At 63.9% G+C, this 20,653-nt stretch carries 17 protein-coding genes; 8 read left to right on the plus strand and 9 right to left on the minus strand.

Features of this window, described 5'->3' with window-relative positions; genetic code table 11:
* Positions 1-31: 31 nt before the first annotated feature.
* On the minus strand, positions 32-244 hold the full coding sequence (gene gvpA, locus B5D62_RS08690; protein WP_085933344.1) for a gas vesicle structural protein GvpA: 213 nt from the start codon (positions 242-244) through the stop codon (positions 32-34).
* Positions 245-760: 516 nt separating this feature from the next.
* On the opposite strand from gvpA, the gene B5D62_RS08695 reads away from it, so the two are divergent.
* From B5D62_RS08695 to B5D62_RS08705, 3 genes are all read left to right on the plus strand, one after another.
* On the plus strand, positions 761-1,480 hold the full coding sequence (locus B5D62_RS08695) for a sensor histidine kinase (RefSeq protein ID WP_085933345.1): 720 nt from the start codon (positions 761-763) through the stop codon (positions 1,478-1,480).
* 178 nt (positions 1,481-1,658) lie between these two features.
* Positions 1,659-2,312, plus strand: a complete 654-nt coding sequence (locus tag B5D62_RS08700; RefSeq protein WP_085933346.1) for a response regulator transcription factor — start codon at positions 1,659-1,661, stop codon at positions 2,310-2,312.
* Positions 2,313-2,456: 144 nt separating this feature from the next.
* The gene (locus B5D62_RS08705) at positions 2,457-3,443 is read left to right on the plus strand and encodes a Bug family tripartite tricarboxylate transporter substrate binding protein (RefSeq protein WP_170920838.1); all 987 of its coding nucleotides are present in this window, start codon (positions 2,457-2,459) and stop codon (positions 3,441-3,443) included.
* Positions 3,444-3,504: 61 nt separating this feature from the next.
* Here B5D62_RS08705 and B5D62_RS08710 read toward each other — a convergent pair whose 3' ends face one another.
* Positions 3,505-4,518 (minus strand): alpha/beta hydrolase family protein, encoded by a 1,014-nt coding sequence (locus B5D62_RS08710; RefSeq protein ID WP_218190980.1) that lies wholly within the window; start codon positions 4,516-4,518, stop codon positions 3,505-3,507.
* A 229-nt stretch (positions 4,519-4,747) separates the two neighbouring features.
* Between B5D62_RS08710 and B5D62_RS08715 the strand changes: the two genes are divergently transcribed.
* Together B5D62_RS08715 and B5D62_RS08720 are read left to right on the plus strand one after the other, a co-directional pair.
* Positions 4,748-6,277, plus strand: coding sequence for an ATPase domain-containing protein (locus tag B5D62_RS08715; RefSeq protein ID WP_085933349.1), 1,530 nt, complete (start codon positions 4,748-4,750; stop codon positions 6,275-6,277).
* Entirely contained in the window at positions 6,264-7,958 is a 1,695-nt protein-coding gene (locus B5D62_RS08720) for a response regulator (RefSeq protein WP_085933350.1), read from the plus strand. The genes B5D62_RS08715 and B5D62_RS08720 overlap by 14 nt, the downstream gene beginning before the upstream one ends.
* Before the next feature lie 52 nt (positions 7,959-8,010).
* Here B5D62_RS08720 and B5D62_RS32830 read toward each other — a convergent pair whose 3' ends face one another.
* Positions 8,011-9,366, minus strand: a complete 1,356-nt coding sequence (locus B5D62_RS32830) for a DUF3987 domain-containing protein (RefSeq protein WP_139373768.1) — start codon at positions 9,364-9,366, stop codon at positions 8,011-8,013.
* Between the two features lie 117 nt (positions 9,367-9,483).
* The gene (locus B5D62_RS08730) at positions 9,484-9,984 is read right to left on the minus strand and encodes a nuclear transport factor 2 family protein (RefSeq protein WP_139373769.1); all 501 of its coding nucleotides are present in this window, start codon (positions 9,982-9,984) and stop codon (positions 9,484-9,486) included.
* A 282-nt stretch (positions 9,985-10,266) separates the two neighbouring features.
* Between B5D62_RS08730 and B5D62_RS08735 the strand changes: the two genes are divergently transcribed.
* Positions 10,267-10,908 (plus strand): dihydrofolate reductase family protein, encoded by a 642-nt coding sequence (locus B5D62_RS08735; RefSeq protein ID WP_085933352.1) that lies wholly within the window; start codon positions 10,267-10,269, stop codon positions 10,906-10,908.
* Between the two features lie 221 nt (positions 10,909-11,129).
* Here the strand turns inward: B5D62_RS08735 and B5D62_RS08740 are convergent, their stop codons facing one another.
* Together B5D62_RS08740 and B5D62_RS08745 are read right to left on the minus strand one after the other, a co-directional pair.
* Positions 11,130-11,849, minus strand: coding sequence for an LrgB family protein (locus B5D62_RS08740; protein ID WP_139373770.1), 720 nt, complete (start codon positions 11,847-11,849; stop codon positions 11,130-11,132).
* Entirely contained in the window at positions 11,833-12,255 is a 423-nt protein-coding gene (locus B5D62_RS08745; RefSeq protein ID WP_085933353.1) for a CidA/LrgA family protein, read from the minus strand. The genes B5D62_RS08740 and B5D62_RS08745 overlap by 17 nt, the downstream gene beginning before the upstream one ends.
* Before the next feature lie 88 nt (positions 12,256-12,343).
* Here B5D62_RS08745 and B5D62_RS08750 point away from each other — a divergent pair, with 88 nt between their 5' ends.
* Positions 12,344-13,225, plus strand: a complete 882-nt coding sequence (locus B5D62_RS08750; RefSeq protein WP_085933354.1) for a LysR family transcriptional regulator — start codon at positions 12,344-12,346, stop codon at positions 13,223-13,225.
* A gap of 545 nt (positions 13,226-13,770) precedes the next feature.
* Here B5D62_RS08750 and B5D62_RS08755 read toward each other — a convergent pair.
* The gene (locus B5D62_RS08755) at positions 13,771-15,417 is read right to left on the minus strand and encodes an ABC-F family ATP-binding cassette domain-containing protein (RefSeq protein ID WP_085933355.1); all 1,647 of its coding nucleotides are present in this window, start codon (positions 15,415-15,417) and stop codon (positions 13,771-13,773) included.
* 218 nt (positions 15,418-15,635) lie between these two features.
* Here B5D62_RS08755 and B5D62_RS08760 point away from each other — a divergent pair, with 218 nt between their 5' ends.
* Positions 15,636-16,136 (plus strand): ester cyclase, encoded by a 501-nt coding sequence (locus tag B5D62_RS08760; RefSeq protein WP_170920839.1) that lies wholly within the window; start codon positions 15,636-15,638, stop codon positions 16,134-16,136.
* 141 nt (positions 16,137-16,277) lie between these two features.
* On the opposite strand, the gene B5D62_RS08765 is transcribed toward B5D62_RS08760, so the two are convergent.
* Both B5D62_RS08765 and B5D62_RS08770 read right to left on the minus strand, forming a co-directional pair.
* The gene (locus B5D62_RS08765) at positions 16,278-17,777 is read right to left on the minus strand and encodes an argonaute/piwi family protein (RefSeq protein WP_085933357.1); all 1,500 of its coding nucleotides are present in this window, start codon (positions 17,775-17,777) and stop codon (positions 16,278-16,280) included.
* Positions 17,770-20,550, minus strand: coding sequence for an SIR2 family protein (locus tag B5D62_RS08770; protein ID WP_218190981.1), 2,781 nt, complete (start codon positions 20,548-20,550; stop codon positions 17,770-17,772). Before B5D62_RS08770 ends, B5D62_RS08765 begins: the two co-directional genes overlap by 8 nt.
* Positions 20,551-20,653: the final 103 nt, after the last annotated feature.

Consider the following 20,653-nt stretch of genomic DNA (forward strand, 5'->3'; position numbering starts at 1 on the left):
GGCCGTTCTCCCCTCCCCAAGCACCTGGGCATCAAGCGGCCTCGGCACCGGCGGTCAGGCCAACCGCCTCGGCATACTTGAGGTAGGTATCCACGCCGGCGACCACGACGCGGGCTTCGACCGCGAGCAGTTCGATACCGACGAGCGACACGCGCACCCACGCATCGATGACGATACCCTTGTCGAGGATACGGTCGACGACCTCGGCAAGACTGCTCGAGGCATTCATCTTCTCAACGGCCATATGGGATCCCCCATCTTGGATGACACGGACGAAGGATTTCGCCCGCAGGTGACGGAACGACCTTCGCGTCACGAAGACGTGTGTCCCAAATTTCCATTCGACCGACCATCAAGGAGACTCCCAATTCATAGGGTGAGTCTCCCGACATCGGAGGGAATGCACTCGGCACAGGGGGATTTCCCACGCCTCATTTTACAGAGCCGTACGACCACCGCCGCGATATCCGTTCAGCTCGTGGATTTCGGGAGCGTCACTCAGTCCCGCGCATTCAACCACCTGTGGTTGCTCGCACTGAGCCACTCGCCTTTATGTTGAAAAACGGCCACGGATACACGGTTCCTGGTCGTTATCGTCGGAGAAAAATATCGCTTCCAATCCGTCGTCGATTGTTTGATACGCTAATTTTTGCAGCAATCATCGCTCTGTAACCGTACGGACCAATTTGGCTGATACTCGGCCTTTTGCGAGTCGTCGGATCGAGCGCTGTTCGCTGGGTCAACGTACTCGGAGGCTGCAATGCGCGACGGCACGCTCACCAATCTCGCCCCCCAATGGGAACGTGAGGCGACACTGCGTGTCATGACGGCTTACGTGGCTCACGAACTCAACCATCCGCTTGGCACGATCATCAACCTCGCGAACACGCTTTCTAGGCAGCTCGCGAAGCCTGTCATCAAGCCTCAGGACATCGACGAGCAGATCAAGGAGATCAAGGCCGAGGCGATGCGGGCGACGACGATCATCAAGCATTTGCGCATGCTGACCGAACGTCGGCCGGTCGGCCGGTCGGTCGTCGATCTCGTGGAAGTATGCCAGGAGGCGATCGATCGGCTTGCCTCCCTGGCGGAGAACAAGATGATCCGGGTTCGCCTCCATACCTGCACACCACGGACGAAAGTCCATGGATTCAAGGCTTTATTGGAGACGGCACTGCTCAATTTCATGATGAACAGCATTGCCGCTCTCGATGTGCCGATGATCGCTACCCGGCGGCTGACAATTCGCGTGGCGTCACCAAATCCCGAAACGACGGTCGTTCAGATCTTCGACAATGGCTGCGGCGTTCCGGAGCATATACGCGACCGGATGTTTGAACCTTTCGTGACGACCAAGCCGGAGGGGAGCGGCCTCGGCCTGGCCATCGCCAGTGACATCATCCATTGGCATCGTGGCAGCGTCTCCTGCCGTTCCCGACGATGGGGAACGTGCATGGAGATGCTTCTTCCATGCGCGTGACATTTTCCCTGCGTGTGACGTTCAGTGTGCCAATCCGGAACTCGGACGTTGCGCGCGAAATATGACCGTTCGGTTGCGCAACAGACCTCTCGCGAGTCGGGTCTTGGTCTGTACAGTTGATCCAAATCAATGATCGACCTTCGGTTGCGTATCAGTAGTAATTTAGGGGAAGGCGCTCATGGCCGATCATGTGTACGTCGTCGATGACGATGATCAATTCAGAAACTCACTATGTGCACTGATCGAGTCCGTTGGGTTGCAGGTCGAGGGATGGAGGGATCCGGGCTCCCTTCTCAATCGGGCTCGCATTGAACGTCCTGGTTGCGTCGTTCTCGACTACCGTCTTCCCTCCCTGTCCGGCCTCGAAGTTCTGCGACTGCTGCGCCAGAAGAGTTCGGTGCCCGCGATCCTGATCAGCGCCTATGCCGATGTTCAGACCGCGGTCGCCGCCATGGAGATGGGCGCGGCCACCGTCTTCGAGAAGCCGGTCGACGACAACGCCTTTCTCAACAAGCTGGAGCGCTTCTGCTTCGAGGATCAGCAGAGGGTGCTCAAGCAGGCGCGTTGCACACTCGTTCAGTCCAAGCTGGCGCGCCTGACGGATACGGAACGGGAGGTGCTGGCCCAGATGCGGCTGGGGCATTCCAACAAGATGATCGCCCGCAATCTCTCCAAAAGCGTCAAGGCAGTCGAGCGTCAACGTCAGAACGTGGTGCGGAAGCTGGATTGCACGTCGGCCATGGAAGCGGTCCTGACGGTGCATATGTGTCCGATCCATGAGCAATCGCCCTTGAATTGCCCGGGCGATGGCTGCTCCGGCGTCGGACGGTGAGCTGACCGCGCAGAGCTCGTCTCTTCCAGAATAATGCCTGGCGAAACAACGGCGCATCGCCATCGCGTCACGGTGTTGACCGGCTGCGGACGGCCGACCTTAATTCGCTCGACAAGCAATGAAGAAGAGAGCGGGAGGATGTTCATGGCGGTTGGACCATGGCGCAGGCGCGCGGCAATCGCGGTAGCGATGGGCGGCATCGCCGCCCTGACAATGTCGAGAGCGGCCGAGGCACAGGACTTTCCGAACAAGCCGATCACGATCGTCTGTCCGTTCGGTCCCGGCACGGCAAACGACATCATCGCCCGCCAGCTTGCCCAGGACATGATGAGCACGCTGGGCCAGAGCGTCGTCGTCGACAATCGGCCTGGCGCCACGGGCAATATCGCGGCGGACCTCGTCGTCAAATCGCGGCCGGACGGCTACACGCTGCTGATCGCCTCCATGAGCAACATCCTCAATCAGGTGACCGGCAATGCGAACACTGACTTGACCAAGGACTCCACGCCGGTCGCCTTTGCCGGCATGGCGCTCTATTCGATGTTCGTGCCCAACGAGCTTCCCGTGAACAGCGTGGCCGACCTCGTCGAACTTGCCCGCCGCCAGCCCGGCAAGCTCAATTATGCCGGCTATGTCGGCGGCGTCCCGCAGTTCCTCGGCGAGATGTTGAACCGGGCGGCCGGCATCACCATGGTGATGGTGCCCTACAAGAGCACCCCCGACGCGCTGGTCGACTTGCTGGCCAATCGCATCCAGGTGTGGTTCACGCCCGTCGCATCCGGCATTCCCGTCCAGAGCAGCAAGCAGGCGCGCATGATCGCCGTCACGGGCAATACCAGGGCGCGCGTTCTGCCGGACGTTCCGACCTTCAAGGAAGCTGGCTATCCCGATCTGACCGTCGAGGTCGCCTACTTCCTGCTGGCAGCGAAGGGCACGCCCAAGCCGATCGTCGACAAGCTCTCAGACGCCGTCGACCGGGCCCTGCGGAACCCGAAGATCAAGGACACCCTGATGTCGCAGGGAATCGAGGAGAAGATAGGTGGCCCCGACGAGGTCGGAAGCTACCTCGCCGGTGAAGTCCGGCGCTGGGCCGATATCGCCAAGCTGTCCACCCCCACCGCCGGAAAATAAGGACGCATCAGTCGCGGAGCTGGTCCAACCATCCTAGGCATCGCGGGCCTCGCACCGGAGTCTAGTGCAACGCCGTCTGGAAGAAGCGCACGACCTCCGCATTGAAGGTCCGGTGGAACGCGGCGCGGTCAAAGCCGGGCGGATCGGTGCAGAGTCCGGGAGCGCGGCTGGCGAGACGTGGCGCGCAGGGCGGCAGGAAGCTGTAATGGTTCGCGCCGGCGACGAGGTGGTATTCCGGCGGTCGCGGCAGAGCCCGGCGTACCGCTTCGTCATACCAAGCGTCCGGCTGATGATGATCCTCCGCCGCCCGCCAGAGCTGGACTGGAATGCGGACGTTCTTCAAGCCATCGGGGCTGAAGGCGAAGCCAAACGCCGGAGCGGCGACGACGATCGCCTTGATACGAGGATCGGCGATCCAGGCGCCGGCAGGAACATCCGCGCCGAGATGCGGATCGGCACCGCCCTGCTTCAGGGCTTGGCAGAGATCGTGGTCCGGGTGCGCCTGGCAATACGGAGCCGTCCTGTCGAGATCCGGAACGCCGCCCGCGGCCACGAGGACGGTGAAGCCGCCGTTGGAGAAGCCGAAGGCGCCCACGCGGCCAGCATTCACGGCTCCATGCCCGGGCCATTCCTCCACCATGTAGGACACAAGCCGCCGAAGCTGGGCCGGGCGGCGCCATAAGCGCAGGACCTGGCTTTGGTCGTTATAGGTGTCGCCCGCATGATCGATGGCGGCGACGACGAAGCCGGCCTGCGCGAGGGCCAGAGCCGTGTCGTAGTGGGCTTGATAGGAGGCCCCTCCGCCGTGCGAGAGAACCACCAAGGGCAGGTCGTGGCCGGAGACCGGCGCGCCAACCGCAACGGTCTGGGTGAACAAGCCCAAGCTATGCTCTGTCGCCGGCGCGTCCGTGGGATACCAGACGCCACCGCGCAAGGGCGGCTCCGTCCCGTTCGATACCTGGATCGTCTCGAAGCCGACATTGGCGGCAGACGCGACAGAAGCCGTGACGGCGAGGAGACCGAAAACGACGCAGAAGACCAGCATCCTCAGAGTGTCGCTCTGTCGATTCTTCAATTTGGTCCTCTCGCCGATAGCCCAGGCGCCAATGACCCAGTGCACTGAAACGCATGGAACGCAGGGAAGTTCCGCCTCATATGCGCAGGTGGGCAAATCCTGTGATCCATGGGCTTTCCGGGCGGCAAGTTGATCCGATAGACTTGACGTCTCGAGCCGGTCGGGCAACCACATAGCCATTCAGCTCTTTCATTCGTTCACTCTGCTCGACCTCGCAACGGAGTAGTGAATGACGACCAGCTCGACTTCCGATGAAAACGAAGAGCGGGCCGATCTGCCCCGCGTCTCGACCGGAAGCGGCGGGCTGGACGACATACTGGGCGGCGGCTTCGATGCCGATCGCGTTTATCTCTACGAAGGCCGGCCCGGCACCGGCAAGACGACGATCGCGCTCCAGTTCCTGCTGGAAGGCGTCCGCAGCGGCGAGCGTGTCCTGTACATCACCCTGTCGGAGACCGAGCGCGAGCTGAAGCTGGTGGCGAAGCGGCACGGCTGGTCCTTGGCGAAAGTCGACATGTTCGAGCTGGTGCCGCCCGAGACGACGCTCGATCCGGAGCGCCAGCTTACCGTGTTCCATCCCGCCGATATGGAGCTCAGCGAGACGATCGATCTCGTGTTCAAGGAAGTGGAACGGATCAATCCGACCCGGGTCGTGTTCGACAGTCTTTCCGAACTCCGTCTCCTCGCGCAAAGCCCGCTGCGGTATCGCCGGCAGGTCCTGGCGCTGAAGCACTTCTTCGCCAGTCGTCATTGCACCGTCGTCCTGCTCGACGATCTCTCCGCCGCACAGGACGATCTGCAGCTTCATTCCATCGTCCATGGCGTCATTCTGCTGGAGCAGCTGGCGATCGACTACGGCGCCGAGCGGCGTCGCCTGCGCGTCCTCAAGATGCGCGGCATTCCCTTTCGCGGCGGCTTCCACGACTTCGTGATCGAGACCGGCGGGCTCAAGATATTCCCCCGGCTGGTTGCCGCCGAGCATCACGCCGACTTCGCCATCGAATACACGCCGAGCGGCAACGCCGAGCTGGACCAGCTTCTGGGCGGCGGCCTGGAACGCGGCACCAATGCCCTCCTCATCGGCGCCGCCGGCGTCGGCAAGTCGTCGCTGGCGCTCACCTTTGCCATCGCCGCCGCCGAACGCGGCGAACACGCAGCGCTGTTCGCCTTCGACGAAGGCCGCGGCACGATCGAAGCCCGCGCCCACACGCTCGGCCTGCCGCTCGTCAAGCATGTCGAGGCCGGCCTGATCGAGCTCAAGCAGATCGACCCGGCCGAACTGTCGCCGGGAGAGTTCGCGGCCGCCGTGCGGCGCTGCGTGGAAGACAACGGCGCCCGCATCGTCATCATCGACAGCCTCAACGGCTACCTGAACGCCATGCCGGACGAGCGCTTCCTCATCCTGCAAATGCACGAGCTGCTGAGCTATCTCGCCCAGCAGGGCGTGCTGACCATTCTCGTGCTGGCGCAGCACGGGCTGGTCGGGCCGATGGAGACGCCGCTCGACATCAGCTACCTCAGCGATGCGGTCCTGATGCTGCGCTATTTCGAGGTGGGCGGGACGGTGCGGCGCGCGCTGTCGGTCGTGAAGAAGCGAAGCGGCCGTCACGAGCACACCATCCGCGAGTTCCGGCTGAGCGGCAACGGCATCAGCATCGGGCCGCCCCTCAAGGACTTCAGCGGCATATTCTCGGGCAACCCGCGCTTCACCGGCACGCACATCCCCAACGTCGTGGACGATGCCGATGGGCGGGACTGACCGGGAAAATCGCGTTCTCGTCCTTGCGCCCATCGGCCGCGACGGGCCAGCATCGGCCGAGCTGCTGCGCGGCGCCAGGATCGAGGCCCTCGTCTGTGCCGATCTCGCGACGCTGATCGAGGAGATCGCCGCGGGCGCGGGCGCGGTGTTCGTCGCCGAAGAAGGACTGTTCCGGCAGGACACGGCCCCGCTCGCGCGCCAGATCGCCCGCCAGCCGGCCTGGTCGGACCTGCCCTTCATCGTGCTGACCAGCCACCAGGAGCAGCCGGCGGTGACGGCGTGGCGCCGCAACCTCATCGAGGTCCTGCGCAACGTGTCGCTGCTGGAACGGCCGGTGCAGCCGATCACGTTTGCCAGCACGATCCAGTCGGCGCTGCGGGCCCGGCGGCGCCAGTACGAGGTCCGGGCGCTGATCCAGGCGCGCGAGCAGGCGGCGCAGGAACTGGAGGGCCTGGTGGTCGAGCGGACGCGCGCGCTGGCCGATGCCAACCGACAGCTGCGCGCCGAGATGGAGGAACGGGCGCAGGTCGAGGACACGCTGCGCCAGGCGCAGAAGATCGAGGCGATCGGCCAGCTCACCGGAGGCATCGCCCACGACTTCAACAACCTGCTCATGGTGATCTCCGGCGGCCTGGAGATGCTCGACCGCCCGACCGATCCGGCGCGGCAGCGTCGCCTCAGGGACGGCATGATCCATGCGGCCCGGCGCGGCGCGGCCCTGACGCGCCAGCTTCTCGCCTTCTCGCGCCGCCAGGAGCTCCGGCCGGAATCGGTCGACATCGCCAGCCAGATCGCGCGCATGCGCGAGCTGCTGGACCGGAGCCTGGGCGGCCACGTGCATGTCGAGGTCGATATGCCGGACACGCTGTGGCCGGTCGAGGTCGATCCCGGCCAGCTCGAGCTGGTCGTGCTCAATCTCGCCGTCAACGCCCGCGACGCCATGCCCAACGGCGGCACGATCGTCATCCGCGGCGAGAACCTGCCGGACATCGAGGACCCGGAACTCGGCGGCGACTATGTGCGCCTGTCGGTGATCGACACCGGCATCGGCATGGCGCCGGAGATCCAGGCCCGCGTGTTCGAGCCCTATTTCACCACCAAGGGCGTGGGCAAGGGATCGGGCCTCGGCCTCGCCCAGGTGCATGGCTTCGCCAGCCAGTCGCGCGGCGCCGTCCGCATCGACTCCGAGGTCGGCCGCGGCACCCGCATCTCCCTCTACCTGCCGAAGGCCGACCGGCCGCCGGCGGACGCCCCCCATGTCCCGCGCCGCGCCTCCGGAGATCGCCGGCGTCCCCATGAGGCCGGCTGCATCCTGCTGGTCGAGGACGACGACGAGGTCGCGGCGCTGACCGGCGAGATGCTCGACCAGCTCGGCTACGAGGTCACCCGGACCGCGAGCGCTGTTGCGGCCCTTGGCGCCCTGGCCAACGGACGCCGCGTCGACCTCGTCTTCTCCGACGTCATGATGCCGGGCGGCATGACCGGCCTCGACCTCGCGCGCGAGATCCGCCGGCGGCACGCCGACCTGCCGGTGCTTCTGACCAGCGGCTACGCCGACACCGCCGCCCAGGAGGCGACGGCGGAAGGCATCCATCTTCTGCCCAAGCCCTATCAACTGGGCCAGTTGGCCGCCGCGCTGCGCGCGGCAAGATCACGAGCGGCCGACGGCCATCAGACCTGAAAAGCGCCTGACGCTGCCCGCCCTGGTGATCGAAGCACTAGCGCTAACTGCGCTAACTCCCTCCTTCGCTCGCGCGCCCGGCGAGTTGCGGATGCACCAGCCAGCGGCGGCGGCGCGGACCGCCCCGGGACGAGCCGGCCGGCGGCAGTTGCCGCACCAGCCCCACCGCCTCGAGCCGCGCCAGCACCTCTTCCGCGCCCTCGACATCGACCGACTGGCACAGCGCCTCGCGCCGCACATCCTCGCGCGAGATCTGCGACACACGCACGCGGCGCAGCCAGCGCGCGACGCGGCGGGCGGCGTGCTCGCACGCCCCGACCTCGGAGCGATCGAACACGGCAAGCGCGTGCGGCCGATAATAGCCCGACCAGAGTTCGTACGCGGCCTCGACATGCGTGGCGCGGACCGGCGACCATTCCGCCTTGGAGAGAGACCATTCCATCAGCGACAGCAGGCCGGCCAGCCGCACCAGGGTCGGCACGCCGCGGCCGATCCATTCCGCCGCCACGCCCTCCGCGCCCGGCTCCTCGCGCTCATCGACAGGCCGCTGCAGCGCCGGCATCAGCGCTTCCAGCCGGCGCGCGGCGTCCTCGTCGAACGGCACGACGCAGGGCGTCTCACGATGGCCGGCGAGCGAGGCGATCTTCTGCAGCAGCGCGACGAGGCCCGAATCGTCGGCCTCACCATCGGCCAGCGACGGCGCGGCGCCGCGCTGCGGCCAGACATAGAGGAAGCGCGAAGCGAGCGCGCGGTCGCCCTCGCCCCAGGCCGCCAGCCGCTCCGGTGACAGCGCGCCGGCAATACCGACCGCGAAATCGTCCCTCGGCCGCGGACCGACCAGGGACGACCCGGCGCTCCAGCCGGCGAGCCAGGCCGGCCGCGCCGGCCGGCGGTCCTGCCGTCGCCCGCGCGCGTTGGCCTCCGCCATCCAGTCGGCCAGATTCTCGCGCCACAGCAGCACGCCGCGCGAGCTGCCCAGCAGCGCCGTATCCACCCTCTCGAGCCCGCCATCGAACACCACCGTGGGCGCCGCCCGATCGCCGCTCTCCGCGTGCGGCGTTACGGCGGCGAGCAACGCCCGCACCCGAGCGAAGGACGCCGACTTGCCGCTCGACGGGCCGCCGACCAGCGCCTGCCACAACAGCAGCGGCTCGCGCCAGTGCGCCGCGACCTCGATCCGCAGGCCCGCGCCGCCCACCGCCGCGACCCCGCCCAGCAGGCAGTGCGTCAGATAGTCGGCCGAGCCGAACAGCCGCGACGAGGCCTCGACCCAGGCGCGCCAGGGGGTGGGAAACAGGTGCAGCGGGAACGTGGGAAGTGCCGGGTGGGTCTCGCCCAGGAGGGCACGGTCGAGAGGCGGCCAGTCGGCAATGGATGCTGGAAGAGTGTCCGGCTCGCTCAGGGGCATGGCTACATCCGCAATATCGAGTTATTGCGTTTTTAGCATTGCCAAAATTGAAAGTCGACCTTTTAATCCTCGGCTGCCGCAGCAAAGGCAAGGCGCCGCTCGCTATGTGACCCGTCGCTATTTGAATTGCGCCCAGACACTCCCCGTATCGAGATACTGACGCATGAAATCTATCTTTCCCCCGGACTCGAGATGGTACGTGAAGCATTGGGCAACTCGATATTTCTGGCCCAAGAAGCTCGCCGGATCTTTCGGCCAAGGCCATTTTTGTTCGTTGCCGAATTTGATCACGTCTTCGCTGACTGTACCGATATTCCAGTATTCAAAGACACCCCAGTCCTTGGTAGCGGCATTGGTTATCACGACAGGCTCTTTCTGATCCGCCGATGCGGCTTTGAGCCAAGGGATAACCTGGTCCTTGCCTCTGAGCACTTTGTTGTAGGGCATCAGCCCCCATTCAATATCGTCCGTAATCTGCGCCTCGGCAGTAGCGATATCACCCGATATGACCGCCCAGATGAACGTGGAAAAGGGAGTCGCCCTGGAGCCAGGCTTGAGCGCGTCGGTGCTGAGGTCGACCGGCTTGACTGCTTGGAAATCGAGGTCGTGTGCTTTCATATCCATCTCCTTCGCGCCTGCGGCAGACATGACGACACAAGCAGTGCCCTCACCCTGCTCCAAAGCGCGAAGTGGACGGGGACGTGCACGCTATCAACGATGGCGCAGCGGCGCCTGTTCCGGTGAGGTGTTCCAAGACCATGAGCGCAACTCCGCGCGGAGTACTCTCCGCGCCGAGTTGCGCTCATACACTGTCGATATGACAAGGCGCGGCCATAGGGCTATACTTAACCGTATAGTTTAGTATAAAGATGCCCCGAAACACGGCGGTTGGAGGCATCGATGGCCAAGGTGAAGGTTGCAGGGTTCAGCGTCTCGCTCGATGGCTTCGCCGCGGGCACCGACCAGAGCCTGAAGCATCCGCTGGGGGTGCGGGGCGAGGAAATGTTCCAGTGGTTCTTCGCGACGCGGGCCTTTCGCCAGATGCTGGGACAGGCGGACGGCGAGACCGGCGTCGACGACAGCTTCGGCCGACGCGCGATGGACGGTTTCGGCGCCTTCATCCTCGGCCGCAACATGTTCGGCCCCGTGCGCGGCGACTGGCCGGACGATCAGTGGAAAGGCTGGTGGGGCGACAACCCGCCTTACCACGCACCGACCTTCGTCCTGACCCACTATCCCCGACCGCCGATCGAGATGCTGGGCGGAACGACCTTTCACTTCGTCACCGAGGGCATCGAGTCGGCGCTGCGGCAGGCGCGCGACGCGGCGGGCGCCAAGGACGTCAAGATCGGCGGCGGCGTCGAGACCGTGCGGCAATACCTCCAGGCCGGCCATGTCGACGAGATCCACCTCGCCCTCGCGCCCGTGGCGCTGGGCCGGGGCGAAGCGCTCTTCGCCGGCCTCGATCTCCGCGCGCTCGGATACCGGACCGTCGAGCACGTGCCGACGGCGCGGGCGACGCACGTCGTGCTGGCGAAATAGCGCATAAGATCATGAGCGCCACTCCGCGCGGAGTAATCTCCGCGCTTTAATGGCAAGCTCCCCTGAGTGAACGCCTCTTACGACCGGGGGCGAACTTATCGGAGCGGACCACGCACCTCGCGCTGGCAAGACCATGAGCGCCACTGGAGTGGCGCGCTCCCCTGAGTGAAGCCTCTACGACCGGAGGACGAGCTCATCGGAGCGCGCCACTCCAGTGGCGCTCATACACCGTGAGAGACGAGCTTCTGGGCCATCATCAGCAGCGGGACCAGCAGGACGTTGAACAGGCCGACCAGCACCATGACGAGGCCGGCGACGGCGCCCTCCTCCTGCCCGATCTCGTGCGCCTTGGCGGTGCCGGCGCCGTGCGCGGCAACGCCGAGCAGCGCCCCGAGGGCGAGGCTCGAGCGGATGGGAAATCGCAGCAGCAGGACATCGCCGATCGCCGCGCCGACGACGCCGGTCACGATGACGAACACGGCCGTCAGGTCGGGCGCGCCGCCGATCTCGCTCGACACCGTCATGGCAAACGGCGTGCTCATGGAGCGCGGCAGAAGACTCAAGGTCAGCGTGTCGCTCAATCCCAGCAGCCGCGCCAATCCCCAGGCCGTCAGCATCGAGGTGGCGCTGCCCAGCACCATGCCCGTGGCCAGAACGCGCCAGTGCCGGCGGATGAGAGCGCGCCGCTGATAGATCGGCACCGCGAAGGCGACCGTCGCCGGCCCGAGCAGGCTCACCAGCCAGTGCGTGCCGCGGCTGTAGTCGCGGTAGCTGGTATGAAGGGCGAGCGCCGTCAGGATCAGGCCGAGCGGCGCGATCGCCAGCGGCATCAGCCACCAGCGCGGCCAGCGCCGGTAAACCGCCCGCGCCGCGAGATAGAGGGCGATCGTCGCGGTCGACCAGAAGAGCGCCTGAAGGGTGAGATCAATCCCCGCTGGCATGAGCTGCGGCATCGCGAGCCCCCCACCTGGTGCACAGATCGACGATGAGGCCGGTGACCAGCATGACGGCGACGGTGCCGCCGACGATCACGGCCAGGATCTTCAGGCCGAGCAGGCCAAGCAGCTCGCGGTGATCGAGCAGCGCCATCACGGCGGGCACGAAGAACAGCACCATCGAACCGATGAACCACTCGGCGCCCCGGCGCAGGCTGTGCGCGCTCACCCTGCGCGTCGCCAGCAGCGCGAGAACCAGCAGCATGCCGATCACGCCGCCGGGCACAGGCAAGCCGGTCAGCTTTGCGATGCCCTCTCCAGCCAGCCAGAACCCGACGACCAGCCCGATCTGCAGCAGCGGGCTGCGGTGAACGCCACGACGGACACGGACCCTGAGCCAGGACACACGCATCGGCTCTCCTTTCGCGCCGAATGTAGGGTCCGGATCGGCATTCGGAAAATGAATTGAATGACTAGAATCTATTCTGATATGGAATGCCATGGAGATCCGCACGCTGCGCGCTTTCGTCGAGGTCGTCCGCCAGGGCGGCTTCTCGCAGGCCGCCAAGACCGTCTCCGCCACCCAGTCGACGATCAGCAAGGCGGTCAAACAGCTCGAGGACGAGATCGGCGTGCCGCTGCTCGACCGCATCGGCCATCGCAGCAAACTGACGGCCGCCGGCGAGATCGTCTTCCACCGCGCCCAGCGCATCCTCACCGAGCGGGAGGACCTGATCGCCGAACTGGGGGAACTGCGCGGCCTGAAGCGCGGCACGCTGCGGCTCGGCCTGCCACCGGTCGGCAGCGACGTCCTGTTCGCGCCACTGTTTGCGATCTACAGCAAGCGTTATCCCGGCATCGACATCCGGCTGGTGGAGTATGGCAGCGACCGGCTGGAAGAGGTCCTGATGTCGGGCGAGATCGAACTCGCCGCCTCGCTCCTGCCGGTGTCGGACGGGTTCGAATGGCGGGAGGTCAAGCGCGAGCCCCTGACCGCCCTGTTGGCGGCGGACCACCCGCTCGCGCGCCGACGCTCGCTCGATTTTGCCGCCTTGCGCGACCAGCCGTTCATCCTGTTCGAGGCCGGATTTGCCCTCAACCGTATCATCCTGGAGGCATGCCACCGGCGCGGCTTCGAGCCGACCGTCGTCGCGCGCAGCAGCCAGATCGACTTCATCGTCGCGCTTGCGGCAACGGGCATGGGAGTCGCCTTCCTGCCGCGGATGATCGCCGAGCAGCGCAAGCACCGATCCGTCGCCCGCGTGCGCCTGGCCGAGGCAGACACGGACTGGCACATCGCCATGATCTGGCGCCGCGGCGCCTTCCTCTCCCACGCCGCCCGGGCCTGGCTCGATCTCGTCGCGGCGGACAAAAGGTCCTGAGCGCCACTGAAGCGCGGCGTAATCTCCGCACTTTAGTGGCGCGCACCTCAGAGTCAGGGGAGCGCGCAACTCCAGTTGCGCTCTTATGCGGTCGATAGGACAAGACGCGTCACTTAAGCGCGGAGGTTACTCCGCGCGATTCGGGATGACACCAAGGTGGGACGCGGGGGCTGGTTGCAAGACGATGAGCGCAACTGGAGTTGCGCGCTCCCTTGAGGGCGCGCCTTAGCCGCCCGGATGCAGAAGACCGTGTCATCCTGAGCGAAGCGAAGGATCTCTTGCCGGTGCCGATCCGGGATCCCTCGCTTTGCTCGGGATGACACGGTTGGTGGGGCGAAGCTCGGGGGCAGTGCGTCGATCCGGGATCCCTCACTTAAGCGCGGAGGTTACTCCGCGCGATTCGGGATGACACCGAGGTGGGACGCGGACGCTGGCTGCAAGACGATGAGCGCCACTGGAGTGGCGCGCTCCTCAGAGTCAAGGGAGCGCGCAACTAAAGCGCGGAGATTACTCCGCGCGCAGTTGCGCTCATGATACGGCGCGCCCTAGCCGCCCGGATGCAGGCCGGGGGCTTCCTGGCCGGTGCTGGCGACGTATTCGGTGTAGCCGCCGCCGTATTGATGCACGCCATCGGGCGTCAGTTCCAGCACCCGGTTCGACAGGGCGGCGAGGAAGTGGCGGTCGTGGCTGACGAACAGCATGGTGCCCTCGAACTCCGCCAGCGCGGCGACCAGCATTTCCTTGGTCGCCATGTCGAGATGGTTGGTCGGCTCGTCGAGGACCAGGAAGTTTGGCGGATCGAACAGCATCTTGGCCATCACCAGCCGCGCCTTCTCGCCGCCCGACAGCACGCGGCAGGGCTTCTCGACATCGTCGCCGGAGAAGCCGAAGCAGCCGGCCAGCGACTTCAGCGCGCCGGTGCCGGCCTGCGGGAACGAGCTGTCGAGCGATTCGAAGATCGTCTCGTCGCCGTCCAGCAGATCCATCGAGTGCTGCGCGAAGTAGCCCATGCGGACGCTGGCGCCCAGCGTCACGCGGCCGGTGTCCGGCCCGATCCCGTGCGCGGGATCCGCGGCGCCGGCGACCAGCTTCAGCAGCGTCGACTTGCCCGCCCCGTTGGCGCCCAGCACGCACCAGCGCTCCTTGCGCCGCAGCATCAGGTCGAGGCCGGCATAGATCGACTGGCTGCCATAGCTCTTGTGGACGTTGCGGAAGCTCACCACGTCGTCGCCCGAGCGCGGCGGCGAGCGGAACTCGAACTGGATCGACTGGCGGCGCCGCGGCGGCTCGACCTTCTCGATCTTGTCGAGCTTCTTCACCCGGCTCTGCACCTGGGCGGCATGGGAGGCGCGGGCCTTGAAGCGCTCGATGAACTTCAGCTCCTTGGCCAGCATCGCCTGCTGGCGCTCGTATTGCGCCTGGCGCTGCTTCTCGGACAGCGCCCGCTGCTCCTCGTAGAAATCGAAGTCGCCCGAATAGGTGATGAGCGTGCCGCCATCGATCTCGACGATCTTGTTGACGATGCGATTCATGAACTCGCGATCGTGCGAGGTCATCAAGAGCGCGCCGTCGTATTTCTTCAGGAAGTCCTCCAGCCAGATCAGGCTTTCGAGATCGAGATGGTTGGAGGGCTCGTCCAGCAGCATGCCGTCGGGCCGCATCAGCAGGATGCGGGCGAGCGCCACGCGCATCTTCCAGCCGCCGGAGAGCAGGCCGACATCGCCATCCATGCGCTCCTGGCTGAACGACAGGCCGGCCAGCACCTCGCGCGCGCGGGCCTCCAGCGCATAGCCGTCCAGCTCCTCGAAGCGCGCCTGCACCTCGCCATAGCGCTCGACCAGCGCATCCATCCCGTCGGCCTGCTCGGGATCGGCCATCGCCGCCTCGAGCCGGGCGATCTCGACGGCCAGCGCGCTCACCGGCCCGACGCCATCCATGACCGCCGCGACCGCGCTCATGCCCGACATCTCGCCGACATCCTGGCTGAAATAGCCGATGGTCATGCCGGGATCGATCGTCACCTGGCCGTCATCCGGCTCCTCCTGGCCCGCGATCATGCGGAACAGCGTCGACTTGCCGGCCCCGTTGGGCCCCACCAGCCCCGCCTTCTCCCCCTTCTGGAGCCCCATCGAGGCGTCGATGAACAGGATCTGATGGCCGTTCTGCTTGCTGATGTTGTCGAGACGAATCATGGGGGCGGTCTTAATCGGAGGATGCGCGCCAAGTCGAGGGACATCTTGCGCGATGCCACGCGGCGTCCCGCAGGACCACGAGGTCGGGCCGGTCGCGGCGATCACACGCTCGGTTTTTTCACGCAGCGGGAAGGAGACGGCGACTTTGCCGTCGCGGCCGGACGCCCTACCATCGAGCGCATGACGCCGACATGACCCTCGCGGGTGAAGGAACGAACATGGATCGCAGACACCTCCTGGCTGGTTTTTCCCTGGCCGGGCTCGCCGCCCAGGCCTTGAGCTCTCCCGCGGCCAATGCCCAGGAACCGTCAGCGGGGCGGCAACTCATCGACAAGTTCGCGGCGACGTTATCGGCGCACGATATCGAGGCCTTCGCCGCGCTTTTCGCGGACAGCTACGTCAACCACCAGGTCAGCGCCGCGGCGCCGGTGCCCACGAGCATCCCGCCAAAGAAGGCCAGCGTCGGCTTCTTCGCCGCTCGCCTGAAGGGCCTGCCCGACCTCAGGGTGACGGTCGAGGTCGAGCTGGCCACCAACGACATGGCCGCCGCCAGCTTCCTCTATGAAGGAACGCACACCGCGACCTATCTCGGCGTGCCCGCGACCGGCCGGCGCCTGCGCTTCACGTCCTGCGACATCTTCCGGATCGCCGACGGCAAGTTCACCGAACATTGGGGCATGGGCGACATCGCCGGGGTGATGGCTCAACTGAAGGGTTAGGCATTCAGGGGTGTTGCTGGAGGCCGTCACCCATCATATCGCCACTCCTCCTGCTCCGGAGGTTCTTCGACCATGCTTCGCCTCGTTCGAGCAAGCGGACGAGCTTGCCTTCATTTGGGCATGAGCGTCGGAGTGCCAACACTATACGAAGTATCGAAAGGAGGTTTCCTCGGGATCCTGCTCGCCATATTCGTTAAGAATGCCACCGACGCGTCGCGCGAACGAAAGCGTTACCGGCCACTTCCCACGAATATCCGCCGTGTTCCAGTTCATGCGCGTCAGATTGAAGATGTCGGTTGCGGCAGCCAAGGAATCCTCAGGGCCGATCGCGCGCACTTCGAACGGCTGCGGAATATGCGGACCGGGATAGGTCTCGATCTCAGAGATATAGCCTGATGTATAAAGGAATGTTCGCGTCCCGTTTACCGTGCAGATCGTTCCCACCTTGGGGGGATACATTCCGAAGCGCACAAGCCGAAACGCACTCGGCACCATTGTGACGAGGCTCAGGATCGGAATATCGCCAAGCGCCGCACGAAACCCCCTGATTTCAGCGGCGTCGAACTGGCTGGTCTTATGAATGACCAGACGCAGCGGCGAACGACCAGTTCTTGACGCATACTCGGCGATGATCCGCTCCCCGAGGTCAAAGGCCTGATCTTCTGAAAGATGGACGTTCAGCCGCTGGTCCGCCTCCGCGGGTACACCCGTACCGCGGATCGCGAAGCCCTCGCCTTCGCTCGAAAAGGCTTGGGCAAGGCTCGATTGCACGACATGTCGCTGCTTCGTGCGATGATGGTGAAAGCTGATGCCAACGAAGCAGGCTTCAGGGCCAGGAGGATTCAAACGCCAAGGAACGCCGCCCGCCTTGTAATAAAGGCCGACCGAGAAGTTCCAAGCGCGCGTGGCTGGATCCTCGGTCTTTGGGCCATCCTCTAGCAATCGGGGCGTAACGATCTGGATCGGAAGCCGTGCGGCCAGAGCTTTGGCTTTGAGCGCATGTCGCAAATCCCGCTTAAGGAAGTCGTCTTCGCTCTCCTCAACTTCATCAAGTAGGTCGAAGAAGTCGGTCTGACGGCTAGCTCGCGCTTTTCGGATCGCTTTAGCACGCTCGCGTTCCGCCGCCGTATTCTGACGCTCGACGGTCTTGCACTTGTCGAGCACATTCTGTGGCAGGCAGACTAAGACTACATCGGGTCGGTTCACATCCCGCCCCGCCAGCCTTCGAAGAGCAGCATCGTAGAGATCTACGATCGTCTGAAACCGCTGGAATGCGTCAGTTCCCGCAAGGGCATTCGCAATTGGATCGGCCACAGCGTTATCCAAAGCGACGGTGAGATGGTCGGAGAAGACAAGTTTCTTTCGAAAGACCTCCGAAAAACCCGGGAACGGACGCCGTAGCGACGTGGGCGGGCCGAACGATGGAATTCCAGTCGAGCATCGGGTCAACCACTTGTGCGCGCCGTCGACGATGTTCGCGGGACCAATCGCGCCCACATAAATCGAGTCTTTCCGAGCCGATCCGAATCGCAGATCGAAAGGGCCAGCGCTATCGAGGCCGGACTTGGGATCTGAAGTCGATGCTGCGCCACCGAATTGCAGAGGCGGCGGCCGAAGCTCGAAGAGCGAGAGGTCAGTCATCGTCGCGTGCCGAGTCAGAAGGACTTACCGCGTCCAACGCCGACAAATCATCCAGCTCGACCATGTCCGCCATCGCGGCAAGCTCCTCGTCCAACTCGTCGAGCTCGTCCTTGGAATCGGCGTCTATGCTTGCCAGCCCGTCTAACGCACTGGAGTTCAGCGATGCACCGGGAAGTTGATTACTAATCAGGATGTTGGGGGCGAAGAATGATAGTTCATCCCTGACATCTGGCTTAAGCGAGAATATCCCCTCAGCTTGGTCCGCCAACATCGCCTGCCAGAAGGCAAGATCATTGTGGACGCTTGAATTGAAGTCCTTCGCCGCCCGCCGCGTCGACAGGCTGTTGATGAGTTCGTTGCCGATTAATCGGCCGAAGCCATTTCGCGTGAAGGCATAGCCTGGAGAAAGAACGATGCACCACTCGGCACCATAGGGAGCAACCGCGATCGAGAGTGCCTTGTGCTCGTAGTAGGCGATCTCCCCGGTATTACGCTTGGTTCTCGCTTTAACGACCGTTCTAGTCGCGCGCTTGTAGCGGGCCTTGTAGGTGATCCGGCGTTCATGCCCCTCGTCGAAGCGAGGGAAATGCGCACGCTTACGCTTGAAATCGATCTGCATGCCAAGTGCACGGCAATGCCCAAGCACGGCATCCCCCAGGAGTTTAATCAATATATTTTCGCCGTTGGGAAGCGCGATAAGTTCGTCGGGCGTGGCGGTCTCGACGTCTCCCGCATCGAATGGAGTTACCAACGAGTCAGCGATTCCTTCAAGGTCGTAGAGGGTAAAGAATCGACCGTCCTGAACATGGCCAGGCGGCACCGGCAAATCGCCGGCCGATCGAAAAAGACCGCCTGTATAGGTCGCAGTCGTACCGGCGTGCCAAATCCGATCGGGCATTGTGTGGATCGGCAGAAGGTTTGTCGTGAAGCGTGCAACGTGCGATTCATCTGCGATGGCCGTGTTCGTGATGTCGTCAACGGCCTCCGGGCGTGCGTGAATCTCGACCTTAAACGCCTTGTTTCCATCTTCCGGCCCGAAGTCTACGTCGCCATTATTGTTGATCGTTTCTTTCCACATGTCGGACAAACCTGACCCGGTATGGTCCATCTGGCCGCCTCCGTAGAAGAGATCGGATATCACCGGATTTCGGTAGCCCTTAATACTCCGCCGGCCGCTCTTGATGAGAGCCTGAAGCTCCTGGTCGTAGATTTGGGCTACCACCGGATCCACTAGCCCGCCCAGGCTACGCGTGATGATCCGCTCCGGGGTGACATCGACCTCGACTGGACCTGTGGAGGTATAATCGCGGTGCACAAGCGCGTTCACGATCATCTCCTTAAGAGCAAGAGGACTATAGGACCGGACTTGCCGCGATACCTCCTGCTTCAGGCGAAACTGACGATTGACGCGCGAGAGAAGCTCGGTGAGTTGGTCGAGTTGCGACCAGAGATTGCCGCGGATCTCGACCTCGACAAATGAGCCCTCATCATCAGTGCCACGGGCAAGATCAACATCGTCCCCGAGACATTGGCGCAACCACGGTTCTGGTCCCCTCGCCCGAAAGTGCACGAAGGCGCTTGGCATCAAAGTGGACGGGTCGTTGGCAAACAGCAGCCAGCCGGCGACACTGGGAGTGGTCGCGTCGTCGCCAGTGATCAGCAGGTTGAAGGTACTTGCGATCCGGAGCGTCCACTCTTCTTGATAAGAATCCGGCGCCCAATTGTTGAGAACCGTCGCATATTCCCGCAAACGGGTGAAAAGCAGTACGCGATCGATGCCATCAAGCGCGCCGCCAGCGAGGGCCGTCATGTCGAACGGCAGTTCGGGTGCCCGATAACCATGGCTTCGTCGGGTCGGCTGCGCGCCTTCGGCAATCAGCCGACTGTACAATTCAATCTCGAAGAGATTGTCAAAGCCCGAAATTGGAACCTTGGTAAAGTTGCCGCCGATCGCCCTCGCAAGATCTGCTACCATCGGAGGCATCGGCGCATCGATCTCGCGATCCAGCACGCACCAGTATATCCCGTGATGGAAATTATTCGTATAATTGATATTGTCGAGGAACAGGCCTCGCATCACTGACGGCTCGCCGCCACGATAGCCAACAACGATGATCGGATGATCGCGTAGTAGTGGCCGAACACGTTCGACAATCTCACTATCCATGCTCTGAACATCGACAGCAAGATTCTTGTCTGTCAGATGCTCGACAGAGCCATGAAGATAGACAAGTTGCGGATTTTCAGGCGCAGAGGAAAAGCGGACTAAGTCTGACGGCGTCTTAATCACAACCAGATGATGCGGACGCGTGACCAGCACTCGGGCATTCTGGACGCATTCGTCAAAATTTGTCGTGAGAACTGTGCTAATCCAACCTTGGTGCAGGATATTCGCGAGGGCTTTATATCCCCGGTTCGGGTGCACCGGCGGATGGATCATGTCCTCGAAAAAGACGCGCCTGTCATTCGCGACATTTAGCAGATTCTTAACCGCATCCGGATACACTTCCGCAAGATGGACATCGGCCGAAAACCAGGGCTGCCCGGTTAGCCATGGCCAGTAGTCGGCGCGACGTACGCTCGGATCGTTGGGCAGGCGATCATTGTCGAGGCACCACCGCCACTTGGCGATCCTCTCGACCGCCTCTCCGGCAGCTGGAATACCCGACGATACCGACGCGCCGGCACCGACTAAAAGTATCGGGTCAGGCTGCCCCCGCAGTAAAGAGCGAAGCCTCCCAGGCACCGCACGCTGAATTTCCAATGGGTTCAAGGCAAGCGCCTGCCTATGGTTGCCACGGCAAGATGCTCCATTACGAGCAGATGTGAACAAATAAGGAACATATATCCGCGTGACTACGCAGTCAAGCGGATGC

Origin of the sequence: Enhydrobacter aerosaccus, assembly GCF_900167455.1 — a bacterium.
Classification (GTDB): Bacteria; Pseudomonadota; Alphaproteobacteria; order Reyranellales; family Reyranellaceae; genus Reyranella; species Reyranella aerosaccus.